Below are 20,819 nucleotides of genomic sequence, written 5' to 3'. Positions count from 1 at the left end.
CTGACGGTTTTTTCTCTTCTCAACGGTCTAGCGATCTTCCAGATCGTCCGCGATCCGGCTACCATGGCGAGCTGCCGTGGATACGAGGGCCCTCGTTCTGGTCTTGGCGCTCGGCGGATCGGCCGGCGTGGGTGCCGCCATGGGGGTGCGCCATGTGTTGCCGGCCTCTCCGGTGGTCCGCGGCCTCTCGGTCGGCGAGCGCTTCCTGCCGAACGGCGCCGCGCCGGCGGCCTGGCTCGCGGCGCGGCGTGACGCGCTTCGCGAGCGCGTGGTCCGGCTGCGCCACGACGACGTGGAGCTCACCGCCACGCTCGGTGAGGCGGGCGTCGAGGTCGACGTCGACGAGACGCTCGCGGCGGCGCAGCGCGTCGGCCACGAGGGGCCCTGGGCGCGGCGGCTCCGTGAGGCTCGAGGAGCGCGGCGCGGCGAGATCGACGTGCCGCTCGCCTGGGCCGTCGATGAGCCGCGGGCGCGGTTGTTCCTCGAGCAGCTCGCTCCGCAGATCTACCGGGCGCCCGTGGACGCGCGGCTCGACCTCGCGAACCGGCGCAAGATCCCGGAGCAGGCCGGCCGGGCGCTCGATGTCGACGCCTCCCTCGCGGCGCTGCGGGCCGGGGAGCACGGCGACGAGGAGCTCATCGAGCTCGCCGTCCGGCAGATCTTGCCGCAGGTCGTCGTCGCCGACCTGGTGAGCGTCGACGTCACCAGGGTCGTCGCGGCCTACGAGACGAAGTTCAAGCAGCACGGCAAGGAGGCGGGGCGCGCCCGCAACATCAGGAACGCCGCCTCCAAGATCGACGGCACCATCCTGGCCCCGGGCGATACCTTCTCGTTCAACGCCCATGTCGGCCCCCGGACGGCCAAGAACGGGTTCACGATCGCCCCGGAGATCCTGGGGGACGAGACCGTCCCCGGCTACGGCGGGGGGACGTGTCAGGTCTCGAGCACGCTCTACGCCGCGTCGCTCTTCGGCGCGCTCGACACGCCGGACCGCCAGAGCCACTCCCGCCCGAGCGCCTACATCCCCATGGGGCTCGACGCGATGGTGACCTACCCGGAGTCGGACCTGAAGATCAAGAACACGCTCCCGTTCCCGATCATGATCCACGCGTATCTCCCCGAGCCGACGGTGCTCCGCGTCGAGATCCTGGGCGGAGACCCCGTGGCGGAGGTCGAACACCACGTCTCGGCGGAGCACACCGACGATTTCATCCGGCGCATCTACGTGAAGTCCGAGCTCGCCGAGGGCAAGGTGAAGCGCCACCAGAAGGGCTCGTGCGGCTACGACGTGAGGTCCTTTGTCACCGTCCGTTACAAGGACGGCAGGGCCTCGGAGCGCAGCTATTCGAGCGAGTACAGGCCCGCGCCAGAGGTGTTCTGGGTCGCGCCCGACTACGACCCGCAGGCGCTGCCGGCGCTCTCCGAGCACGCGAAGGCGGTGGAAGAGCTCCGCGAGGGGGAGTCCCCCGCCGAGGCCCCCGCTGCGGCGGGGCAGGGCGGCGCCTACTCGATGTGAGCCCGTTCGAGGGCGCCGGACCCCTCGAACGCCGGCGCGACGGCAAGGACATTGGCTGTCCGCGCGCCCCTGGCGTCGCTTGACCAGGAATCGTCCTCAGGGGAAACTCTGTGTCCATGGCGGCGGGCGGCGCCCCTCTGTGCGCGGCCGATGCGCCGAGGATCGCCTGCTGCCAGGGACGACGACGGGCGTGATCTTCGCTTAGCTTAACTTCGCTGCTCGCGACGACAGACTCATGATGATCGTCATCTTCTTCTGGCTCGCTCAACGTGGCCGGCGCGCGAGCTCGGCCATGAGGCCGAAGAGCTCGATCGGGCCCGGCGAGGGGAGCTTCCCGCCGCTGAACTCGCGGTAGAGCGTGTGCACGTTGACCACGATGCGCTCGGCGTCGCTCCAGCTCGCGTAGTCGGCGAGCGCGATGTCGCGGGCGGCGTCCGCCGGGGGCATGCCGGCGTCGTAGCGGCGCCGGGCCTCGTCGCGGATGTACACGAGATAGTCGCGGACCGCGCGCACTCCCGCGCGATCCGTGATGGGGCCGTGCCCCGGCACGATGACGTCGACGTCGGCCGCGAGGAGGATGTCGCAGGCCTTGAGCCAGTTGCCGACGGGCCCTGCCCACATGATCGGCGTCGCGTCGATGAAGAGGACGTCTCCCGTGTAGATCACCCGGTCCGCGGGCACGTGCACGAGCAGATCGCCCTTCGTGTGCGAGGGGCCCACCTCGATGAGGCGGACCTCCTTGCCCCCGACCGCGACGGTCAGCTCCCCGTCGAACACCCGGGTCGGCGGCGTGGGGACGATCCCGTCGAAGTCGAAGGCGCCGAAGCAGTGGACGAGGTACTCGCCCAGCGCGCCCGCGGCGCCGCTGCGCGCCTGTCGCATCAGCATGGCCAGCATCGGCGCGGGGACCTCGTCCATCTCGGCGGCGCCGGCGCGCGTGGCGATGAGGGTCGCGCCCTCGACGAGCGCGTTGCCGTAGCAATGGTCGCCGTTCGCGTGGGTGTTCACGACGGTGCCTATCCGCGCCGCGGCGGGGGCCGCCGCGCGCATGGCGTCGAGCATCTCGCGCGTGCGCTTCAGGTCGAAGAGCGTGTCGACGAGCAGGGCCTCGCCGTCCGAGGTGACGAGCCCCGCGTTGCTGAGGCCCCAGGTTCCGGCCGGCTGGAGATAGGCAAAGCAGCCATTGCCGATGTCCTCCAGCCCTCGTTCATACCGCCATCGGCTCATGGCCACTCCCTCGTTCCCGGGCGCCGCCGGGCGCTTCTCCGAGCCTCGAAGGTAGGCCATCCGCTGGCCGCCATGGAATCGAAATCAACCCCCGCACGCCGCCGTGAGCGAGGGGCCCGGGGGATTGGTCAGGAGGCGGTCGCGGTCGCGGTCACCACGCGTACGCCTCCGGCGCCTCGCCGCCGGGGCCGGGGAACATCGCGTCGAGCCGCCCGAGGTGCTCCGGCGTCAGCGTGATCTCGAGGGCGCGCAGGCTCCCGTCGAGCTGCTCGGCGGTGCGCGGGCCGAGGATGGGCGACGTCACGACGGGGTTCCGGAGCAGCCAGGCCACGGCCACGTCGGCGGGCCGCTCTCCGATCTCGGCGCAGAACGCCTCGTACGCCTCCAGCTTGGCGCGGTTCTTCTCGATGCGCGCCTGCGCGTCGGCCGAAGAGCGCCGGCCCTCGCGCGCCTTCTGGAGGGCGCCGCCGAGCAGCCCGCCGGCGAGCGGGCTCCAGGGCAGGACGGCGAGGCCGAGCGCGCGGCACGCGGGCAGGACCTCCAGCTCGACGGTGCGCGCGTTGAGGTTGTACAGGCTCTGCTCCGAGACGAGGCCGAGGAAGTGCCGCTGCGCCGCGAGGCCGTTCGCCTGCGCGATCTGCCATCCAGCGAAGTTGCTGCTGCCGACATAGAGGACCTTCCCCTCGCGGACGAGCTGCTCCATCGCCTGCCAGATCTCGTCCCAGGGCGTCTCGCGGTCGATGTGGTGCATCTGATAGAGGTCGATATGGTCTGTCTGCAGGCGGCGCAGGCTCGCCTCGCAGGCGCGCCGGATGTGATAGGCCGAGAGCCTCCTGTCGTTCGGCCCATCGCCCATGAGGCCGTAGACCTTCGTGGCGAGCACGATGCGGTCCCGGCGCCCGTCGCCCTGGGCGATCCAGCGCCCGACGATCTGCTCGGTGATCCCCTCTCCGCGCTTCCGCCCGTAGACGTTGGCTGTGTCGAAGAAGTTGATCCCGTGTCCGAGCGCTCGGTCCATGATGGCGAAGCTGTCGGGCTCGCTGGTCTCCGGGCCGAAGTTCATCGTGCCGAGGCAGAGGGGGCTGACCTTCAGGCCGGTGCGTCCGAGATTGCGGTAGTCCATGGCGCCGGAGGGTAGCAACGCGCTCCGCGGGCCGTCCACGCCCCAGGGCTGAACGCGTCGTAGGGTTTCGCCGGAGTCGCCCCGTCATGAGCCGGCCCGACGGGCGGCGGCGCGCGGCGTGTGGCGCGCGACAGGCACCGCGCGCCGCGCGCCGCGCCGGACACCTTGTCGCGGTGTGGCGCCGGCGCGGATCCAGCGCGGAGGGCCGCTTCCTTGATGCGCAACGGTGCTTCACTTATGCTCGCTCGCCGGGGCGAGGAGACGACCATGTGGCAGCAGGAAGACACGGAGATCGCGCACGCCGAGAGCGTCCACGACGAGGCGCGGGGCATGCGCGGCGTCCGGTTCGTCATCGATATCGGGAACATCGACCCGCTCGACGCCGCCGCCATGTGGTGGGATCAGCAGGGCTGCGCGCGGGAGCTCTTCCCCGGGACCGGGTGCGAGATGCAGTCGGGATCGTACCGTGAGCCGCGCTTCGTCGTCCGGATGAGCGTGCCTCTCCCGGGCGTCGGGCATTTCACGCAGACGTTGCGCTTCTCCGCGGAGCGCGTCTCGCCCGAGGTCTGCGTCATCGTCGTCGATGCGTTCGAGGAGAACGTGCTGTGGACGCGGGGGCTCGGGACTTACCGCTTCTCGCCGGGCTCGGGCGGCACGACGCTGATCGAGGTGACGAGCCTGTATGCGCCCAAGGTGCCGATCATCGTCCTGAATCAGGCGTCGCTGGCGGCGGCCCGCGCGCACCAGCGGCGCTACCTCTCGGGCCGGCGCCCGACGGACGAGGAGAGAGAGCAGTTCCTGTCGGCGATCGGCGCTGGCCCGCAGGCCGACGCCTGAAGCGCGCCGCTCGTCTCGGCAGCGGCCGGCAGCGGCCCCGCCTTGCCCGCCGCGGGGGTGCTCCTCAGGCGCGTTGCTTGCCACGCGGCGATGGCGGCGGCGAAGGCGATGACGGCGGCTCCGCGCGCGGCGTCGAGGCGGCCAGCACCGCGGCCTCGTGCGCGGCGAAGCGCTGCTGGAGGAAGTCGACGAACAGCCGCGCCCTCGCGGGCAGGAAGCGCCGGCTCGGGTAGATGACGTTCACGGCCGAGCCCGGCGCGGGCAGGTCGGTGAGCAGCGGGACGAGGCGCCCGGCGTCGATGTCGGCGGCGACGTCCCAGATCGACTTGAAGGCGAGGCCATGGCCGGCGACGGCCCAGTCGCGCACCAGGTCGCCGCTGTCGGCCACGAGCCGTCCGGAGGGCCGGACGGTGTGCAGCCCTTGCTCGGTGCGGAAGGTCCACGAGAGGGCGCGCATGCCCGGGCGCTGCAGCACGATGCACTCGTGGTCGGCCAGGTCTGCGATCGTGCGCGGCCGCCCGCGCCGCGACAGGTAGGCCGGCGCGCCGCAGACCACGCGGCGGCTCCGGGCCAGCCGGCGCGATACGAGGCGGGAGTCGGCCAGCGCGCCGATGCGCACGGCCACGTCGACGCCGGCCTCGAACAGGTCCACCACGCGGTCCGACAGGCTGACGCGCACGCTGAGCCGCGGGTGCGCCGCCGCGAAGTCGGCCGCGGCCGGCCCCACCCACTGGCGGCCGAGATCCACGGGCGCCGACACGCGCAGGACGCCTCGCGCCTCGGCCTTTCCGGCGGTCACCGCGAGCTCGGCCTCGCTCACGTCGGCGAGGATGGACATGCAGCGCTCGTGGTAGGTCGCGCCCTCGCTGGTCAGCGTGAGCCGCCGCGAGCTGCGCTGGAGGAGGCGCACGCCGAGCGCCGCCTCCAGCCGTGTCATGCGCTTGCTCGCCACCGCCGGCGAGAACCCGAGCTCGCGCCCCGCCGCCGACAGGCTGCCGCTCGCGACCGCGCACACGAACAGCTGCATGTCCTCGAGCTCGACCATCGCGCGCGCCCTCGGCGAACCCGGGCAGCGTAGGCTCGCCGGCGAACATCTTCAACTTTTTCGAAAAGCTGGTTCGGCCAATGCGCTCGTTCTCCTTCGTGGAGGAAAGGATCAAGGTGTCCCTGTCGCCGTCCACGGCCCGCCGCGCTCGACGCTGCGCCCCGCCGTGCCGGCGGCGCCTCCTGTCGGCGCGTGCGCGCTGACCGGCTGCCCGAGATCGTCGTTCGAAGGAGACACGTCATGAGAAAGCCCTTGTTGATGAGCGCCCTCTCCCTCTCGCTCTTCGCCGCCGCGAGCGCCTGCTACGTGCAGGGCGCCGGCGCGGAGGACCTGCCCTCGCCGCGGTCGATGGTCGTCGACGCGAGCCTGCCCAGGGCGCAGGCGGACGCGGAGATCCTCGCTGCGCGCCGCTTTTACGCGTTCTGGGGCACCGGCGACACGCGCTACCTCGACGCGGCGATCGCGCCGACGTTCACCGACCGCACGTTGCCCGAGGGGCGCCCGCAGGGCCCCGAGGGCCCGGCGTTCGCGTCGAAGAGCTTCCGCGCCGCGGTGCCGGACCTGAGCTGCGAGGTGGAGCAGCTGATCGTCGCCGGCGATCGCGTGGTGGCGCACCTGCGCTTTCGAGGCCGCTTCACCGGCGCCTTCGGCGACAGGAAGGGCGCCGGGCAGGCCGTGGACTTCATCGCCACGGACATCCTGCGCGTGCAGGACGGTCGCATCACCGACAACTGGCACATCGAGGACAACCTGACGCTGTTCAAGCAGCTCGGCGTCGTGGCGCAGTGACCGCCGACGGGGGGCGGAGCGGGCCAGGGGTATTCGTCACATCGTGGCAAAACCATCGTGGCAACCTCGCCGGGAGCGCGACAGGCGCGCGGCTCACTTGGCCAGCTTGATCACCGACGCTGGCCGCTCGTCGGTGGCCCAGGTCGTCCAGTAGAGGGCGCCGCAGTCCTGGGCGAGATCTCGGATATCCGCGCTGTCGGCGAGCGGCTCCGGCGCGCCGCCCGAGGTGCGCACCCGCTGGAGCTGCCCCTCGCGGCTGTACCAGTAGACAAAGGTGGAGTCTGCCAGCAGGCGCGTGGGGAAGTCCGTCGCCACGAGCGCCCCTGCGTCGGTACCGTCCTTGTTCACGGCGTAGATGGCGTAGCCGCTGATCCAGAAGATCCGCTCGCCGACCGCGATGTCTCCGGGGAGATCGCCGTCGTGGATGGGGATCGACGCGACGATCTCGGTCTGGCCGGGCTCTCCGAGCGCCATCCGCCGAACGGTGCTGTGCGTCCCGCCGGGCGGGAGCTCGGTCCAGTAGAGATGGGTGGCGTCGAGCGCGAGGCCTCCGACGTACGTGTTCCGGTCGAAGACGGGGAGGCCTGTCTGATCGGTCGCGTCGGCCCGCGCCGCCCAGATGCGCTTCGGGACATCGCGCGCGTCGGGATCCTGCTCCGGGTCCTCGATCACTCCGGTGATCCAGTAGACCCAGCCGCCGCCGGCCACGGGCCGCCGGTAGCCCGCCGCTCCCTGGGCGCTGGCGACCGTCGAGACGGTGACGTTCCCTGTGAGCGGCATCCGGTACACGTCCGGCTCGGTCTCGTCGGTGATGAGCAGCGAGCTCTCCGAGCGCGCGAGCAGGGTCGCGAGCGAGTCGAGCACCACCAGCGGCTCGGTCGAGCCGGAAGCCGCCTTCTCGGTCGCGAAGATCGTGTTGCCGTAGCCGCTCGCCCAGAGCACGCGCCCATCGTCCCCGTCCCCATCCACAGCGAGGCCGATCGCTTCGTGCTCCTCGTCGTTGGCCGTGGCGAGGACGACCGGCAGACACCTGCCCTCCTCACAGGCGCCGCCGAGGCAGCTCCTGCCGGGCACACAGCAGTTCTCCGGATCGGAGAGGTAATCGTGGGCGCCGTCGGCGGCCTGGCACGCGCCCGGCGCGCGCCCTGTGAACGGCTCAAACGGGCACTCCGCGGAGGGCCCGCCGGCCGCGCCGCCCCCGCCCCCGCCGGCCCCCGAGCCTGCGCTCGCGGTGGCCCCTGCGCCCCCTGAGCTGCCCGAGCTGCCCGCGCCGCCTGCCGCGGGATCCCCGCTGGCTTCTCCGTCGGGGATCCCCCAGATCGCGTTGCAGCCGAGCGCCGTGCTCAGGGCGGCGCGCGCCGCCAGGCCGGTCCAATAGGTTTGTCGCATCGCGGTACTCTAGCGCCGCGTGCTTTCGGTGGAGAAGCCGGACGCGCGCGCGATGTCGGTTTCTGATCGACGCGCGTCGACTCCCGTCGGCAGGCAGACGCTCAAGGCGCCAGCCCCGCTGCCACGGTTGGAATTTGGCGACCACCTCGTCCACCATCACGCGATTGCGTCGCGTGCGTTCACATGCTTTCTAGTCTCTTCGTCAATCGCTCGCGCGGCGAGCGCCGCGTGACCAACACCATCATGAAGAGGTACCTTGCTTTATCACAACGATTCGCTTCGATTGGTCCTTTGCCTGGCTCTCGGGCTCTCGGCGGCGGCTTGCTCCGATGACGAGTCCACGGGCACTGGCGGCGGTGCCGCCTCCAGCACGACCAGCAGCGGCGGCGGCTCCAGCCACGCCAGCAGCGGCAGCGGCTCCAGCCAGGGCGGCGGCGGCGCTGGCGAGGGCGGCGGTGCGGCCGGCGCGGGGGGAGAGGGCGGCGGCGGTGCGCCGGCCGGCGCGGGGGGAGAGGGCGGCGGCGGTGCGCCGGCCGGCACGGGGGGCGAGGGCGGCGGCGCGCCTCCGGGCGATCCCGCCTGCGGCGCGGACACGGCGGCGTTCGCCGACGTGGAGCCCATCCTGACGAGGAGCTGCGCGAACCAGTACTGCCACGGCAGCGCCGGCGCGCCGTCCGGCGGGCTCGACCTCCGCGCGAGCGCGGCCGTCGGCAAGCTCGTCGATCAGGACAGCGCGTCCTGCTCCCGCGAGCAGGCGCTCGTCGTGCCGTTCAAGCCGAGCAGCAGCTATCTCATGAACAAGCTGAAGGATGTCGGCCTGTGCGACCCTGACGAGAGCAGTATGCCGCCGAGCGCGCCGCTGCCCGAGGCCGATATCAAGACGATCAACGACTGGATCTGCGCGGGCGCTCCCTCCCGCTGATCTCTGCCTCGTCGAGATCGTCGATGCGACCGCGCCTGCCGGCGCACGCCGATCACTGGCAAACCGGGAACTGCGATGAGGTGAGTTGCTCGGCGGTGGTGGTGTTGATCGAGGTCTCGATCGTCTTGCCGAGGACGTCGGTCACACGGACACGCCAGGGCCCTTGCCCCATGCTGCCGCTGCCGACGCGCCAGTAGTTGTACGGCTGCCGCGTGGCCTCCGTCCAGCGCCCGCCGACGTACACCTCGAGCTTGCGCACCGGGGTGCGATGGCCCTGCACGCGGAGCTCGTTCCACCAGGCGTTGCCCGGCTCCTTCAACACGATGGATACGTTCTCCTCGACGGGGCACGGGACGTATTTCCACGAGATCTTGCCCCTGACTCCGCCGTTGCCGGTCCCCAGATACCCCTCGTCGAGCGCGCCGATCTGCGCAAAGGCCTCCTTGCTCAGATCGATGTGCCCGGCCTTGCATTTGGGGTTGCTCGCCGTCGGGCATTGATCGACGACCGTCGCCACGACCTTGCGCCCATCGTCGCGGCTCACCTCGACGCAGGCGCCGCACGCGGCCGCGGTGTTGTAGTCCGCGGTGTTCAGGGCGGCGAAATACCGCCCTCCGCCGGTCGCGACGTGGCCTATGCTGTCCGGATTGCGCTGCTGGATGGGCAAGCTGCAGTTCACCTGGGCGGTCCCCTGGTCGAGGGAGTACCAGGTCGCAGAGCCGTTGCCGCTCGTGTAGCTCGGCAGCGGCATCGAGCAGGTAGCGCTGCTTCCGCCGGCGCCCGTGGATCCTCCGCTGCCGCCGCTTCCACCGGCCCCGGCCGTGCCGCCACCGCTTCCTCCTGCCCCGCCAGCGCCGCCGGCGGTGCCGGTGCTGCTCGCACTGCTCGAGCTGCTCGCACTGCTCGAGCTGCTCGAGCTGCTCGATTCCCCTCCTGTCTTGGTCACCGACACCAGCGTCGGGCGGTAGTTGCTTCCGGTCGCGTTCGCGCAGAACCCGAAGCTGACAGAGCTTCCGACCGGGATGGAGGGGCTGCCGGAGCGCGGGCTCACCGTCAGGATCGAGCCGCTCTGGCTCGACGCCGCGTTCCACAAACTGCTCACGGCGGACTGATTGAGATTGATCACGACGGTCCACGACGTCACCGGGGCGGTCCCATCGTTCGCGACGATCACGTTGGCGCAGTAGCCGCTCCCCCAGTCCGACGGCATCGTCAGCGCTGCGGGCGTGAGCCCGTCGGTCGTCACCACAGCCCCGTACAGCGCGTCCGCCTCCTCCTCCTCGCCCCCTGTCCCGACGGTGCACGCGGCGGCGACCAGGCCGAACAAAGATATCGCAACAGCGGAACGACAAGCTCCCAATCGCATCATGATTCTCCAAGTCATCGGGGCGCCGAGAGGGCGCACCTGACGATGTAATAGACACGGATTGGCCATCTGACCATCACCTGATGGTCAGTCAGATCGTTTTGACAGACAATAACTCTGAAATGTTCGTCCGCGGCCGGAGAGCACCCGCGGATCCGTCGAACATTTCACCTCAAGCACAACAATCTGCGCTGGCGTCGATTGTCCACATCAGGCGCCATGGGCTCCCACGGTGCCACCAATACGCCAAGTGTGCATGCGTCGAAGGGGCCGCGTTCGCTCCACGGCACGCGGGGCTTCGCTCGGCGTGACCTCCATCCGGTCTCCTCCGCTCTGTGCACTCGGGCAACCGATTCTCTCGCCGATTCGCCCTCGGGGGCCCTGTGCTACGGCCCTGGCCGCGGATCCTTGCAGCAGCGAAACCCGATCTCGTAGAACCGGAACATCGGTCCATGCGAGTCGTTGGTCCCCCGGCACCCCGCCCACGGCTTGGACCAGTAACCGCCCTTCAGCGACGAGCGGTGTGGCCACTCGGGGCGCGAGGTCGACACCCACTCTTCGACGTTGCCGACCAGGTCGACCACGCCGTACGGGCTCACGCACGCTGGATACGAGCCCGACGGCTCCCCCTGCCAGAGCCGCTGCGTCTCGGCGGCCCGCACCGCCGGGTCGTCGGACGCGAGCCGCCGCTCGCTGATCCCTCGGTACGGCTTGCTGACGTTGCAGGCGGCCGGATCGTGCGCGTAGCCGTAGGGGAAGGGGAGCGAGGACGGCCCCTCGCAGGCGAGCTCCCACTCGAACTCGGTGCAGAGGCGCTTGCCGACGGCGGCGCACTCCCGCTCGGCCTCGATGAAGCGGAGCATCACGACCGGCAGCGCGCCGGCCCGGTTCGGCCACTCGTGGCGGTCCATGCACGTGCGCACCGGCGTGAAGCGCGGCTCGGCGGCGAACAGGCCGGGGAAGAAGTCGAAGCAGTGGCCGCCGCGGTAGCTCGTGCAGATCCGCTGCACGTTCTCGGCGTGGGTGCCATCGACGAGCACCATGTCGGGCGGGCAGGACGCCGCGGGTCCGGGCCGGGGCGGCGCGTCGGCCTGGGCGAGCAGCGGGGCGAGCAGGAGGTCGAGGAGCACGCGGCGGGTCTCTATCGCAAAGCCGCGCGGCGGACGAGAGGCCGCGCGGCGGCTCGCCTCGATCCGCGCCCGTTGCGCCCGTTGCGCCCGTTGCGCCCGTGCCGCGCTCGCGCTCGGGCGCCCACCTGGGGTACTCTCGCGGTCTATGCGAATGGCGCTGCTCAGGATGCGCGCCGCTGCGCTCGCCGCCCTGGCGTGGGGAAGCGCCTGCGGTGGCAACGTGGTGGTCGACGGGATGCCGGACGGGTCAGGAGGCGCCGGGGCGACGAGCTCCAGCGCGATCAGCACGGGCGCGCTCGGCTCCAGCGCGATCAGCACGGGCGCGCTCGCGGTCAGCGTCGGCGTGGGCGGTTCCACCTCGGTGACCGTCGGCGTGGGCGGCTCCAGCGCGATCAGCACCAGCGCGACCTGGATGGCCACGTCGGGAACAGCGAGCGCCTCCACCGGGGCGGGCGGCGGCGATGCCTGGTCGTCGTGCATGAAGTTCTGCGAGACCTATACGGATGCCTGCGGGCAGGTGGAGCCGGGGCAGTGCGAGGGGTTCTGTAAGGGGTATGTGAACGAGGCGCCCCAGTGCAACGAGCCGCTCGCGCTGTTCTTCGACTGCGCGACGAACGGCAGCATCGACTGCGACTTCCTCCTGGAACGGTGCCGGCCGTTCCTGGCCGAGTACGACGCGTGCCAGGCCAGCGGCGGCTGCACGCCGCTCGAGTGCTTCGCCGATCGCAACCGGGCCTGCTCCTGCAAGGGCTCGTGCCCGACCGCGGCGTTCGCGGTCGAGTGCCGCCCCGACATGCGCAGCGGGATCCTCTGCTCCTGCTTCGTCAACGGCGAGGAGGTGGCCACGTGCCAGAATTTCGGCCCGGCGTGCGACCTCGCCCATGGCTGTTGCGAGCCGATCTTCGACGAGTTTCGCTGAGGGGCGCCCGCGGCGTTCGCCATGGAGGGCCAGCCGGAGAGCGCGGCGCAGGGCGGAGCGCTCGCCGAGACGAGCGCGCGCTGCGTGGGGGCGCGGGTCGACGCGGCGCTCGCGCCCGGGCGCGCTCCTGGGCTACTCTTGCGGCCCATGGGAATGACGATGCTCAGGATGCGTACCGCTGCGCTCGCCGCCCTGGCGTGGGGGAGCGCGTGCGGTGGCAACGTCGTCGTCGATGGAATGCCCGACGGGTCAGGAGGCGCCGGGGTGACGAGCTCCAGCGCGATCGGCACGGGCGCGTTCGGCTCCAGCGCGATCAGCACGGGTACGGTCGCCGCAAGCGCGGTCAGCGTCGGCGTCGGCGGCACCAGCGTGGGCGGCTCCGGCGTGGGCGGTTCCACCGGGGTGACCGTCGGCGGGGGCGGCTCCAGCGCGGTCGGCACCGGCGGGAACGGCTCCGGCGCGGTCAGCTCCAGCGCGACCTGGATGGCCACGTCGGGGACAGCGAGCGCCTCCACCGGGGCGGGCGGCGGCGAGGCCTGGTCGGCGTGCATGCGCTACTGCGAGCGCTACGAGGACTTGTGCGGGGCGCTGGAGCCGGGCGACTGCGGGACGATCTGTGACACGGAGCTGGACCAGGCGCCCCAGTGCAACGATCTGCTCATCCCGTACTTCGACTGCCTGACGAACAGCAGCTTCGACTGCAACCTCATCGGGCCCCGGTGCAAGCGGTTCCTGGACGAGTACAACGTGTGCGCGAACGGCGACAGCTGCCCTGGGATCGAGTGCGCCGGCAATCCCGGCGGGGCCTGCAGTTGCAAGGGAGCGTGCCGGGGCGTGGTCGTCGCGGCCGAGTGCCGCACCCAGCGCTTCGGCAGGACCCTCTGCTCCTGCTTCGTCAACGGTGAAGAGGTGGCCTCGTGCGAGGACCGCGGCGAGACCTGCGAGCTCGGGCTTCGCTGCTGCGGGCCGTACTTCGAAGCGTTGCGCTGAGGGGCACGAGCGGCGTTCGCCATGGAGGACCACACGGGGGGCGCGGCGCAGGGTGGGGCGCTCGCCGAAGCGCTCGCGCGCTGCGTGGGGGCGCGGATCGACGCGGCGCACGCGAACCCGGCGACGGGGCTCGTCGCGCTCGCCGTCTACGGCGGGACGCGGCGCGTGCTCGGCGCCGGCATCGGGCCGCGCGTCTCAGGGGTAGGGATCCTGCCGAGGCTGCCCCGGCTCCGCGCCGGCGCGTCGCACCCGCTCGTCGCCGCCATGAGGGCGCACCTGGTCGGCCGCCGCGTGCTGGCGATCGAGGTGCGGAGCGACGGCATCGTGATCGTCGCGGGTGATGATGATGCGGCCATGGTGGAAAATGACCGAGGTGGTGGAGAGGGCGCACCCGGGTTGAGGTTGGCCGCGCCCGAACCCGGGTTGAGGCCGGCGGCACCGGGGTTGGGGTTGGCCGAACCCGGGTTGGGGCCGGCGGTCATGGTGGAAAATGACCGAGGGGGTGGAGAGGGCGCACCCAGGTTGGGGTTGGCCGCACCCGAACCCGGGTTGGGGCCGGCGGCAGTTCCCGAACCCGGGTTGGGGCCGGTGGCGCCCCCACCCAGGTTGGGGGCGTCCCCGGGAGCGCGGCTGGAGCTCACGCCGGGACGCCGCGGCGAGGCGCGGCTGCTCGACGCCGCCGGCCACCTGATCCTCCGCTGGCCGCCTCAGGGGGGCGCCCCGCAGGCAGCGGTCGCTTACCCGGCGGATCCGCTGGCCGCCGGCGCGGCGCTCGTCGAGGCGAGCGACGACGCCGCCGCCGGGCAGGAGAAGGCGGCGCTCGCGCGCGCCGTGAAGACGCGGCGCGCGGCGCTCGAGCGCAGGGCCGAGGCGGTGCGCGGCGATCTCGGGCGGCTGGGCAGCGTCGCGCGCCTGCAGAAGACGGGGCAGCTCCTGCTCGCGCAGGGCGCCCGTGTGCCGCGGGGCGCCGCGAAGGCGCTCCTCGACGACTGGGAGACCGGCGGCAAGATCGAGGTCGCGCTCGACCCGGCGCGCCCCGCCAAGGCGCAGGCCGAGGCCTTCTTCGCCAAGGCGCGGCGCTACCAGCGCGGCGAGGCGGTGATGCGCGCGCGCCTCGCCGAGACCGAGCGCGCCCTCTCGGCGATCGCCGCGCTCGAGGCGGACGTCGCCGCGGCGGAGGCGCGCCCCGAGTCGCTCGATCCGCTCGCGCAGCGCGCCCGCTCCCTCGGCGTCTCGCGCGCGGAGCTCGCCGGCGAGCCCGGGACGTCCGGCGCCCGCGCCCTCGGGGCCGGGCGGCCCGCGCCGCGGCGGCCGTTCCACGCCTACCGCAGCGCGTCCGGCGCGGCGATCCTCGTCGGTCGGGGCGCCGAGGACAACGACGCGCTGACGACGAAGCACGCGCGGCCGCACGACCTCTGGCTCCATGCGAAGGGCGTCACGGGCTCGCACGTCGTCGTGCCGCTCGCGAAGGGGGCGAGCTGCCCCGCGGACGTGCTGGTGGACGCCGCGACCCTGGCGGCGCACTTCAGCGACGCGCGCGGCGAGGCGGTGTGCGAGGTGAGCTACGTCCAGCGCCGCTACGTGCGCAAGCCGCGCGGCGCGGCCCCGGGCGCGGTGGTCTACGACCGGGAGAAGGTCATCGCCGTCCGCATCGAGGACGACCGCCTCTCGCGGCTGCTCGCGACCAAGGAAGAGGGCTGACGCCGCGCACGGCCGGCGGAGGCCACGCCCGGCGGCGCAGCTCTTCGCCCCCGGCGGAGCCCGCGCCGCCGGCGGGGGCCGCCGTCAGGTCGCGAACGCCGCCCGGACCTGCTCGTTCAGCTGATCGAGCCGGCGCGCGGGGAGCTCGGCCGCGCGGGCGAGCGACTCGATGACCGCGCGCTCCGCGTCGGAGATCCCCTCGCTCGCGTGGGCGACCGCCAGCGCGATGATGATGCCCTCCTCCACCGCGTCGCAGTCCATGAGGATCTCCGCGAGCAGGCGCACCCGCGGCTCGACGCCCGCCGCGGCGATCACCTTCAGGCTCGCCTCGATGAGGTAGCGGACGAGCTCGACGTTGAGCTGGGCGCCGAGCATCGGCTCGATGAGCTGGCGCAGGGCGTCGATCTCCTCGGCGTCGACGGTGCCGTCGGCGTTCGCCACGAGCGCGCCGAGGTCGACGATCGGGGTCGGGTTGTACTCGTTGAGATCGAAGCGGGCGCGGAGCAATCCGGCCGCCTGCTGGACCAACTCGGGAGGCTTCATGTCTCCACCGCCCCGGCGATTCGCCTCATGACTCACCACCTTTCGGGCCGCGGCGCCGCACCGCCTCGGATTCGCTGAGGCCGAGGCAGAGCTGCGCCCGGAGCGCGCGCAGCCGCGCGAGCACCTCGGCCGAGGCCGACTCGGCCTCGGCCCGCTCGATGGTCGCGTCGAGCGTCGCGAGCCTGCCTGTCTGGAGCGCCTTGAGCGAGTAGGTCATCTGCACGAACGTGTCGAACAGGTCCCCGAGCTCATCGCCCTTTCGCAGCCCCTCTCCGATGGTGAGCCGCGTCGTGCCGACCTGGCGGCAGAGGCGCTTCAGCTGGTGGACCGGCCCCACGATGCGCTGGGTGATGAAGACCCCGAGCACGCCGAGGACGGCGAGGAGGAACGCGCCGCCGCCGACGAGGATGCCGAGGAGGCGACCTTGCAGCGCCTCGACGTCGGCGCGCCGCTTGGCGACCTCTGCCAGGTTGCGCTCGTACTCGCGGTTCGTCTTCTCGAGCTCCTCGTCGAGGGTGCTGCCGAGGTCGGCGCCGTCGCCGCCCAGGGCGGCGGTGCTCATCTTGAGGATCTTGGCACTGTTCGCCGCCTCCTTGAGCGCGAGCTCCGCCTGGGTCGCCGCGTAACGCGCCTGTTCGTTCGCGACGCTCGCGGTCTGCCAGATGACGAGTCCGAGCGCCAGCATGACGGCGAGCACCACCGAGACCAGGAGCCCGGTGTATTTGAGCTGGAATCGCGGATTGAGGAGCAGCTTGCGGCGGGATGCCGGGCGGGCCGTGGCGCGATCCTGGGCAGGTGAGGTCATGAGGGCTCGTCAGCGGGCGCGCGGCATCGCCGCGTGTCCAAGATAGACCAGGAGCGGGCCGCGCCGGTGCGACCCCCCACGAAAACGCACTGCGGTCTCCGTGGTACAGCATTCCGTGCGCCGGTCGCAAGGCCCAATCCGCGGGCGGGGCTCCGACGCGGTTCGCGGCTTGTGAGGGCCATGAGGCCGCGGCGCTGGTTGTCCGGGGCCGGCGCGGCACCGCCGCAGCGGCGCGGCGTGATGGCTGCGCACCCCGCCGGGGCATCGTGTGAGCTCCTGTCGGGCCCAGTCGGGGCACAGGAGGTCGTCGGCGTCGCGCGAGGCGTCGTTCGGCCCCGCCCAGCTCAGGGAGAGCAGCGGCACGGGTGCCCCGGTGATTCCCGATCTCATCGTCATGAGTGATGAGCTCGACAGCGGCTCAGGGGTGGCGTTCGTTCCGGCGCCCGAGGCGCTGCCGCTCCACCACACGACCTTCAGTCGCTAGAGGCAACCGCAAGCGAGCGAGCCTTCGCGCACCGAAAAGCCGTCGGCGTCGGCGTCGTCGGTCCAGAAGAACGGCTTGACGCCGCCGCTGCACTCCGCGTCCGGCGCGAGCGCGATGCCTTCGTTGTTGGAGTCCGGCAGCCCGCTGGGGGGACTGAAACGCCGCTCCAGCACGAAGCGCCCGAGCGCGTCGTCGATACCGAAGACGGCGGATTGGTTGTCGCACGTGTCGTCGCAGGATGCCCACAAGCTCCCGGTGTCACGGTCGAGCTCGAGCCCCATCACGCCCGCGAGCGGCGTCGAGATGCTGGCCACCAAGGTGGCCGCGCCGCTCTCGTGATCCAGCGCGAAAGCGTGCACCTTGCCGGTCTCTTCCACGCCCACCAGAAACAGGCCGGCGCCGTGCTCGCCGTAGTCGCTCGGGAGGTAAGCTCGGGCCTTGCTCTCGTCGAAGAAGTGGTGCGCCGTGAGCAAGCTGTCAGCCGCCCAGGTGACCGCTTCCAGGCCCGCGTTCGCGTCGACCTCGGGCAAGAGCGCGGTGAGGTTCCACTCGTGAGTCGCGGTCAGCGTCGCTCCGGCGGCCGTCACGTCGTAGCGCAACACGGAAAGCCGGCTCACGGACGGATCGTCCGTGTCGCGCTCGGCGCACACGTAGACGCCCGCGGCGCTCGTGGCGGCGAGCGTGACTCCCTCCGCGTCGGGGGTGCCCTTGCCGTTCGGGTAACGTAGCCGTTTGCCGGAGGCCCAGCCATTGGAGGTGTCCGGCGCGTAGCTCGCTCCGCTCTTCAACAACCGAAACAGCCTGGCGGAGAGGTTGTCGGTCGCCCACAGCACTCCGGGCGCCTCGTAGGTCAGCCCGCTCAGATCGCTCTCGAACGCGTCCTCGCTGTCGAGCGTGCGTACCTCGGCCTTGCCAGGCCACGGCGACATCTGCGTCGAGCCCGCCGGGCATGCGCCGTCACCGCCCGCCCCCGCGCTCGCACCACCGGCTCCGGCGCTGTCGGCGGCTCCGGCGGCGCCGCCGGCGTTCGGGCTGCCGGCCACGCCGGTCGAGCCCGCGACAGCCGCAGCGCCGCCGCTCGCTCCCGCGCCGCCTGTTTGTGCTGCGCTCCCGCTCGATCCTCCTGCCGCGGACGAGACGCCGGCCGCCGACGTACCGCCTGCTCCGCCCGACGGCGCTGGCAGCGGCGGCTCGCTCGACCCGCTGCCGCACGCGGCCAGCCATGCCATGGCGACGACGGTCGCATGAGACCGGAGGTTCATCGTCCTCTTCCCCTCGGCCTTGAGCTCTCGCCAACCGGTCGCCGGCACCAAGCAACGATAGCACTCGAGCGCGCCACGTCACAACGGCTGATATTCGAGATCCTCCGCGCGAGCGCCAGCGTGGTGTAATGCCAGGGCGACGAGGGATTAGCGCAGCGGGGCCATGTCCCGCATCAGATAGTCGATGCAGGAATTCCACGTGGAGGGCTCGAGGAGCTGCGCGAGCTCGTCGGATGAGCCGCCGAGCGCCGCTTCTTCACCCGTGCCCATCGCATCCATGAGCCGCCGCAACCTGGCGTCGTCGCCGCGAACGAAGCAGCGGACCATGCTGGCCGCTTGCACATAGAACATCAGGGCATCGTCCGTGCGGAGCGTGTAGGGGACCGCCTGCTCCATCAGCTGCAGGGGCATCGGAGCGTGCCTCACCTGCTCGAGCCTAGCCGGGGCGAGCCACCATATCTCTTGCGCGATAACCATGGCAATGCCCTCTTGCGCCCAGGCCGGCCCCAGCATGCCGTGGCTCATCAGCACGTGATGCGTGTACTCGTGCACGACGCTGGTCCGAGTGTCCGCGCGCGTCGTGACAACGTGCAGCGCGCCGTCGTAAAAGGCGACCACGCCGCGCTTGGTGCAGGAGGCTCGCCAGGCGCCGGCCGGCTCGGGACGGAGATGGCGCTGGGCTGCAGCGCGGGAGGGGAGGGTGGCTCGGGTGCGGAGGCGCCAGCTCGGACCACCGGCGGTCGCGGCCGCTGCGGGGTGGGGGTGCTCACGATAGCTGAGGCCCACGCGATCACCGCGATGACCATGATGAATCCGAGGCCGAGCGCGAGGCGGCGAGCAAGTGTCACGGTGCGGTGATGGCAATCATTGCGCCGCGTGGATTCACGTGATTCGAGGTCCTGCACGCGGTTCGTGCTGCGTTATGGTGGACAAATCGTCGAACGCAAGCAGCATTGTCGACGATCTGTCGCGACCCACCCAGGTTTGCGCGCCGCCGCTGGGTCAGTAGCGGCGGCCGAGGCCGTTCGCCGGTCATCCAGGGTGCTCTCACGCTGCGCCGCTGACGACAGGCACGCTCGACCCCGCTCGCCCGCTGCCAGTGCAGGGGTTAGAGCCATCGGAGCCACGCGCGCAGCACGGACTCCAGCGCCGCCCGCTTCGCCTGGACGTCCTCTCCGTCGCTGAACGTCACGAGGCAGCGATCCTTGGCAAGCCACTCCAGGAGGCCAGCCGGGTCCGCGATCTCGAGCCCCTTCGCCGCCGTGTCCTTCACCTTGGCTCCGAGGTGAAGGATGAGCCGGACGCGGTCCTTTGCGCGCAAGTTGAACGTGGCGAAATGCTCGGTTGTCCGGAAGCTCGGTGCGTTCCACTTGATCTCCTCGCGGATCGCCGGGCTGACGCCGAGGATGATGTGCCGGAGGGCCACGATCGCCTCCTTCCGCGGATGATCCAGCTCGCGCAGGAACGCGACGACGGCCGGGCTCTCCTGCGCGCCGGCGGGCGCGGCGGGCGCTCCGGGGGCCTCCCGAGGCTCGCGCCTTTCGGGCGACCCCTTCTGCGCCTTCGCTCGCGGCTTGCTCGGCTTCTCGGTTGTGCGCTTCATGATGTGTTGTACGCCTGACTCGATGGCCCGAGCTCCAGCGCCCTTTCAGGGGATCTCGCGTGACCCGACCGTCGTGATCGGACGCGCTCAGGGTGAGAAAAGACGAACCGACGCGAGGATGTCAAGGCGGTGAGGTCGGCCTCGGAGAGGGTGAGCGGCGTGGCCGCGCGGAGGCGGCCCCACTGCGCGGCGGAGAATCCCTCGTACCCGGCGGCGGCGGCGTCCATGCTCGGCCGGGGACGATGATACGCCACGAGCGCTCCCGGCGAGCCGCTTCTCGCCGCGCGGTGGCACGTGCGATCATCGCGGCATGGACATGTCCTTTGCGCCCCGCGCCGCGTTCTCGGTTCTCGCTGCCGTGCTCTCCCTTCCCGCGTGCGGCGCGCGCAGCTCCCTCGAAGGCGACCTCGGCGCCGGCAGCGGCATGGGAGGCAGCGGCGGCGCCCCGGCCGCCTCGACCCACGCGGCGTCCTCGACGTCCGCCGTGTCGACCGCCTCGGCCTCGATCGCCGCCTCCTCGTCCGCCGCGTCGTCTTCCACGGGCGGCGGCACGAGCAGCGGCTGCAGCGACGGCACCCGCGAGGGCTTCCTCGACGAGGCGGTCTATCCGCTCATCGCCGCCTGCTCCGGCGGCTGGTCCATCCCCGGGATCCTCACCGCCACCGCGCCGCGATGCGCCCACCTCGCCGGCAACGACAGCGCCAACCCCACGGGGCTCAGGTGCGGCGCCGCCGACCTTTGCGCGCCCGGCTTTCACGTGTGCGCAGGGGCCGAGGACGTCGCCCGCCACTCGCCCACGGGCTGCGAGGGCGCGCAGTTCGGCCCCGACCTCTTCTTCGCCACGCGCCAGGGGAGCACCGGGTGCGCGATCTGCGCGACCGGCTCGCTCGAGGACTCCCCGTCCTGCACGGGCTGCAGCTGCGCCCGGGGCTGCGCGACCTCGCCGCTCACGGCCAACGACCTCTTCGGCTGCGGCTCGAGGGGCGACCGCCCTATCGCCGCGAGCTGCGGCGTGCTCGATCGCTTCTCGGACGACCTGTGCGGAGCCATCGGGTCGATGTGGAATTGTCGCGGGGATGGCAGCGGAGATGGCTGCAATGAGGCCAACGTGGTGACGAAGACGTCCGACAAGGGCGGCGGCGTGCTCTGCTGCGCGGATTGACCGCGC

20 protein-coding genes are annotated in these 20,819 nt (G+C 71.8%); 9 read left to right on the top strand and 11 right to left on the bottom strand.

Annotation, left to right across the window (positions count from 1 at the left end):
* Nucleotides 1-139: 139 nt before the first annotated feature.
* On the top strand, nucleotides 140-1,516 hold the full coding sequence (locus WMF12_RS27790; protein ID WP_437850248.1) for a VanW family protein: 1,377 nt from the start codon (nucleotides 140-142) through the stop codon (nucleotides 1,514-1,516).
* A gap of 264 nt (nucleotides 1,517-1,780) precedes the next feature.
* Here WMF12_RS27790 and WMF12_RS27785 read toward each other — a convergent pair whose 3' ends face one another.
* Both WMF12_RS27785 and WMF12_RS27780 read right to left on the bottom strand, forming a co-directional pair.
* Nucleotides 1,781-2,743 (bottom strand): MBL fold metallo-hydrolase, encoded by a 963-nt coding sequence (locus WMF12_RS27785; protein ID WP_437850247.1) that lies wholly within the window; start codon nucleotides 2,741-2,743, stop codon nucleotides 1,781-1,783.
* Nucleotides 2,744-2,894: 151 nt separating this feature from the next.
* Nucleotides 2,895-3,866, bottom strand: a complete 972-nt coding sequence (locus tag WMF12_RS27780; protein ID WP_437739720.1) for an aldo/keto reductase — start codon at nucleotides 3,864-3,866, stop codon at nucleotides 2,895-2,897.
* Between the two features lie 267 nt (nucleotides 3,867-4,133).
* Between WMF12_RS27780 and WMF12_RS27775 the strand changes: the two genes are divergently transcribed.
* A complete protein-coding gene (locus tag WMF12_RS27775; RefSeq protein ID WP_437850246.1) occupies nucleotides 4,134-4,703 on the top strand; it encodes a hypothetical protein in 570 nt (189 codons plus the stop codon).
* A 64-nt stretch (nucleotides 4,704-4,767) separates the two neighbouring features.
* On the opposite strand, the gene WMF12_RS27770 is transcribed toward WMF12_RS27775, so the two are convergent.
* Nucleotides 4,768-5,748 carry a LysR family transcriptional regulator gene (locus WMF12_RS27770; protein WP_437850245.1) on the bottom strand — a complete coding sequence of 327 codons (981 nt, stop codon included), beginning with the start codon at nucleotides 5,746-5,748 and terminating at the stop codon, nucleotides 4,768-4,770.
* Between the two features lie 240 nt (nucleotides 5,749-5,988).
* Between WMF12_RS27770 and WMF12_RS27765 the strand changes: the two genes are divergently transcribed.
* Nucleotides 5,989-6,537, top strand: a complete 549-nt coding sequence (locus WMF12_RS27765; protein ID WP_437850244.1) for an ester cyclase — start codon at nucleotides 5,989-5,991, stop codon at nucleotides 6,535-6,537.
* 93 nt (nucleotides 6,538-6,630) lie between these two features.
* Here the strand turns inward: WMF12_RS27765 and WMF12_RS27760 are convergent, their stop codons facing one another.
* Nucleotides 6,631-7,926, bottom strand: coding sequence for a hypothetical protein (locus WMF12_RS27760; protein ID WP_437850243.1), 1,296 nt, complete (start codon nucleotides 7,924-7,926; stop codon nucleotides 6,631-6,633).
* Between the two features lie 283 nt (nucleotides 7,927-8,209).
* Here WMF12_RS27760 and WMF12_RS27755 point away from each other — a divergent pair, with 283 nt between their 5' ends.
* Nucleotides 8,210-8,848, top strand: coding sequence for a hypothetical protein (locus WMF12_RS27755; protein WP_437850242.1), 639 nt, complete (start codon nucleotides 8,210-8,212; stop codon nucleotides 8,846-8,848).
* A 52-nt stretch (nucleotides 8,849-8,900) separates the two neighbouring features.
* Here the strand turns inward: WMF12_RS27755 and WMF12_RS27750 are convergent, their stop codons facing one another.
* The gene (locus WMF12_RS27750; RefSeq protein WP_437850241.1) at nucleotides 8,901-10,175 is read right to left on the bottom strand and encodes an expansin EXLX1 family cellulose-binding protein; all 1,275 of its coding nucleotides are present in this window, start codon (nucleotides 10,173-10,175) and stop codon (nucleotides 8,901-8,903) included.
* 425 nt (nucleotides 10,176-10,600) lie between these two features.
* Entirely contained in the window at nucleotides 10,601-11,344 is a 744-nt protein-coding gene (locus WMF12_RS27745; protein ID WP_437850240.1) for a formylglycine-generating enzyme family protein, read from the bottom strand.
* Nucleotides 11,345-11,489: 145 nt separating this feature from the next.
* Between WMF12_RS27745 and WMF12_RS27740 the strand changes: the two genes are divergently transcribed.
* From WMF12_RS27740 to WMF12_RS27730, 3 genes are read left to right on the top strand one after another with little or no spacing between them, the layout of a single operon-like run.
* Nucleotides 11,490-12,263: a hypothetical protein gene (locus tag WMF12_RS27740; protein WP_437850239.1), complete on the top strand. Its 774-nt coding sequence runs from the start codon at nucleotides 11,490-11,492 to the stop codon at nucleotides 12,261-12,263.
* A 21-nt stretch (nucleotides 12,264-12,284) separates the two neighbouring features.
* Entirely contained in the window at nucleotides 12,285-13,253 is a 969-nt protein-coding gene (locus WMF12_RS27735; RefSeq protein WP_437850238.1) for a hypothetical protein, read from the top strand.
* 21 nt (nucleotides 13,254-13,274) lie between these two features.
* The gene (locus tag WMF12_RS27730) at nucleotides 13,275-14,954 is read left to right on the top strand and encodes an NFACT RNA binding domain-containing protein (RefSeq protein ID WP_437850237.1); all 1,680 of its coding nucleotides are present in this window, start codon (nucleotides 13,275-13,277) and stop codon (nucleotides 14,952-14,954) included.
* Nucleotides 14,955-15,038: 84 nt separating this feature from the next.
* Here WMF12_RS27730 and WMF12_RS27725 read toward each other — a convergent pair whose 3' ends face one another.
* Together WMF12_RS27725 and WMF12_RS27720 are read right to left on the bottom strand one after the other, a co-directional pair.
* Complete coding sequence (locus WMF12_RS27725) at nucleotides 15,039-15,497, bottom strand: tellurite resistance TerB family protein (RefSeq protein WP_012237886.1); 459 nt, start codon at nucleotides 15,495-15,497, stop codon at nucleotides 15,039-15,041.
* Nucleotides 15,498-15,522: 25 nt separating this feature from the next.
* Nucleotides 15,523-16,302, bottom strand: a complete 780-nt coding sequence (locus WMF12_RS27720; RefSeq protein WP_437850236.1) for a sensor histidine kinase — start codon at nucleotides 16,300-16,302, stop codon at nucleotides 15,523-15,525.
* 268 nt (nucleotides 16,303-16,570) lie between these two features.
* Here WMF12_RS27720 and WMF12_RS27715 point away from each other — a divergent pair, with 268 nt between their 5' ends.
* Nucleotides 16,571-16,786: a hypothetical protein gene (locus WMF12_RS27715; protein ID WP_437850235.1), complete on the top strand. Its 216-nt coding sequence runs from the start codon at nucleotides 16,571-16,573 to the stop codon at nucleotides 16,784-16,786.
* On the opposite strand, the gene WMF12_RS27710 is transcribed toward WMF12_RS27715, so the two are convergent.
* The 3 genes from WMF12_RS27710 to WMF12_RS27700 form a co-directional block, all read right to left on the bottom strand.
* A complete protein-coding gene (locus tag WMF12_RS27710; RefSeq protein WP_437850234.1) occupies nucleotides 16,783-18,096 on the bottom strand; it encodes a lamin tail domain-containing protein in 1,314 nt (437 codons plus the stop codon). The two genes, WMF12_RS27715 and WMF12_RS27710, sit on opposite strands and share 4 nt — an antisense overlap.
* Nucleotides 18,097-18,195: 99 nt before the next feature.
* Nucleotides 18,196-18,666 (bottom strand): hypothetical protein, encoded by a 471-nt coding sequence (locus WMF12_RS27705; RefSeq protein ID WP_437850233.1) that lies wholly within the window; start codon nucleotides 18,664-18,666, stop codon nucleotides 18,196-18,198.
* Nucleotides 18,667-19,156: 490 nt separating this feature from the next.
* The gene (locus WMF12_RS27700; RefSeq protein ID WP_437850232.1) at nucleotides 19,157-19,651 is read right to left on the bottom strand and encodes a DUF1801 domain-containing protein; all 495 of its coding nucleotides are present in this window, start codon (nucleotides 19,649-19,651) and stop codon (nucleotides 19,157-19,159) included.
* A 310-nt stretch (nucleotides 19,652-19,961) separates the two neighbouring features.
* Between WMF12_RS27700 and WMF12_RS27695 the strand changes: the two genes are divergently transcribed.
* Complete coding sequence (locus tag WMF12_RS27695) at nucleotides 19,962-20,813, top strand: hypothetical protein (protein WP_437850231.1); 852 nt, start codon at nucleotides 19,962-19,964, stop codon at nucleotides 20,811-20,813.
* Nucleotides 20,814-20,819 lie beyond the last annotated feature (6 nt).

Origin of the sequence: Sorangium sp. So ce363 (assembly GCF_051520435.1) — a bacterium.
Classification (GTDB): Bacteria; Myxococcota_A; Polyangia; order Polyangiales; family Polyangiaceae; genus Sorangium; species Sorangium cellulosum_B.
The sequence above is the reverse complement of the archived record's forward strand: the minus strand, read 5'-3'. Positions and strand labels throughout refer to the sequence as shown.

Excerpts from the sequence above, each read along its gene's own strand:
- WMF12_RS27735 (WP_437850238.1), top strand. The coding sequence starts at position 12,285 with ATGGAGGGCCAGCCGGAGAGCGCGGCGCAGGGCGGAGCGCTCGCCGAG.
- WMF12_RS27785 (WP_437850247.1), bottom strand. The coding sequence starts at position 2,743 with ATGAGCCGATGGCGGTATGAACGAGGGCTGGAGGACATCGGCAATGGC.
- WMF12_RS27725 (WP_012237886.1), bottom strand. The coding sequence starts at position 15,497 with ATGAAGCCTCCCGAGTTGGTCCAGCAGGCGGCCGGATTGCTCCGCGCC.
- WMF12_RS27730 (WP_437850237.1), top strand. The coding sequence starts at position 13,275 with ATGGAGGACCACACGGGGGGCGCGGCGCAGGGTGGGGCGCTCGCCGAA.
- WMF12_RS27720 (WP_437850236.1), bottom strand. The coding sequence starts at position 16,302 with ATGACCTCACCTGCCCAGGATCGCGCCACGGCCCGCCCGGCATCCCGC.
- WMF12_RS27695 (WP_437850231.1), top strand. The coding sequence starts at position 19,962 with ATGGACATGTCCTTTGCGCCCCGCGCCGCGTTCTCGGTTCTCGCTGCC.
- WMF12_RS27770 (WP_437850245.1), bottom strand. The coding sequence starts at position 5,748 with ATGGTCGAGCTCGAGGACATGCAGCTGTTCGTGTGCGCGGTCGCGAGC.
- WMF12_RS27760 (WP_437850243.1), bottom strand. The coding sequence starts at position 7,926 with ATGCGACAAACCTATTGGACCGGCCTGGCGGCGCGCGCCGCCCTGAGC.
- WMF12_RS27700 (WP_437850232.1), bottom strand. The coding sequence starts at position 19,651 with ATGAAGCGCACAACCGAGAAGCCGAGCAAGCCGCGAGCGAAGGCGCAG.
- WMF12_RS27775 (WP_437850246.1), top strand. The coding sequence starts at position 4,134 with ATGTGGCAGCAGGAAGACACGGAGATCGCGCACGCCGAGAGCGTCCAC.
- WMF12_RS27790 (WP_437850248.1), top strand. The coding sequence starts at position 140 with ATGGGGGTGCGCCATGTGTTGCCGGCCTCTCCGGTGGTCCGCGGCCTC.
- WMF12_RS27765 (WP_437850244.1), top strand. The coding sequence starts at position 5,989 with ATGAGAAAGCCCTTGTTGATGAGCGCCCTCTCCCTCTCGCTCTTCGCC.
- WMF12_RS27740 (WP_437850239.1), top strand. The coding sequence starts at position 11,490 with ATGCGAATGGCGCTGCTCAGGATGCGCGCCGCTGCGCTCGCCGCCCTG.
- WMF12_RS27780 (WP_437739720.1), bottom strand. The coding sequence starts at position 3,866 with ATGGACTACCGCAATCTCGGACGCACCGGCCTGAAGGTCAGCCCCCTC.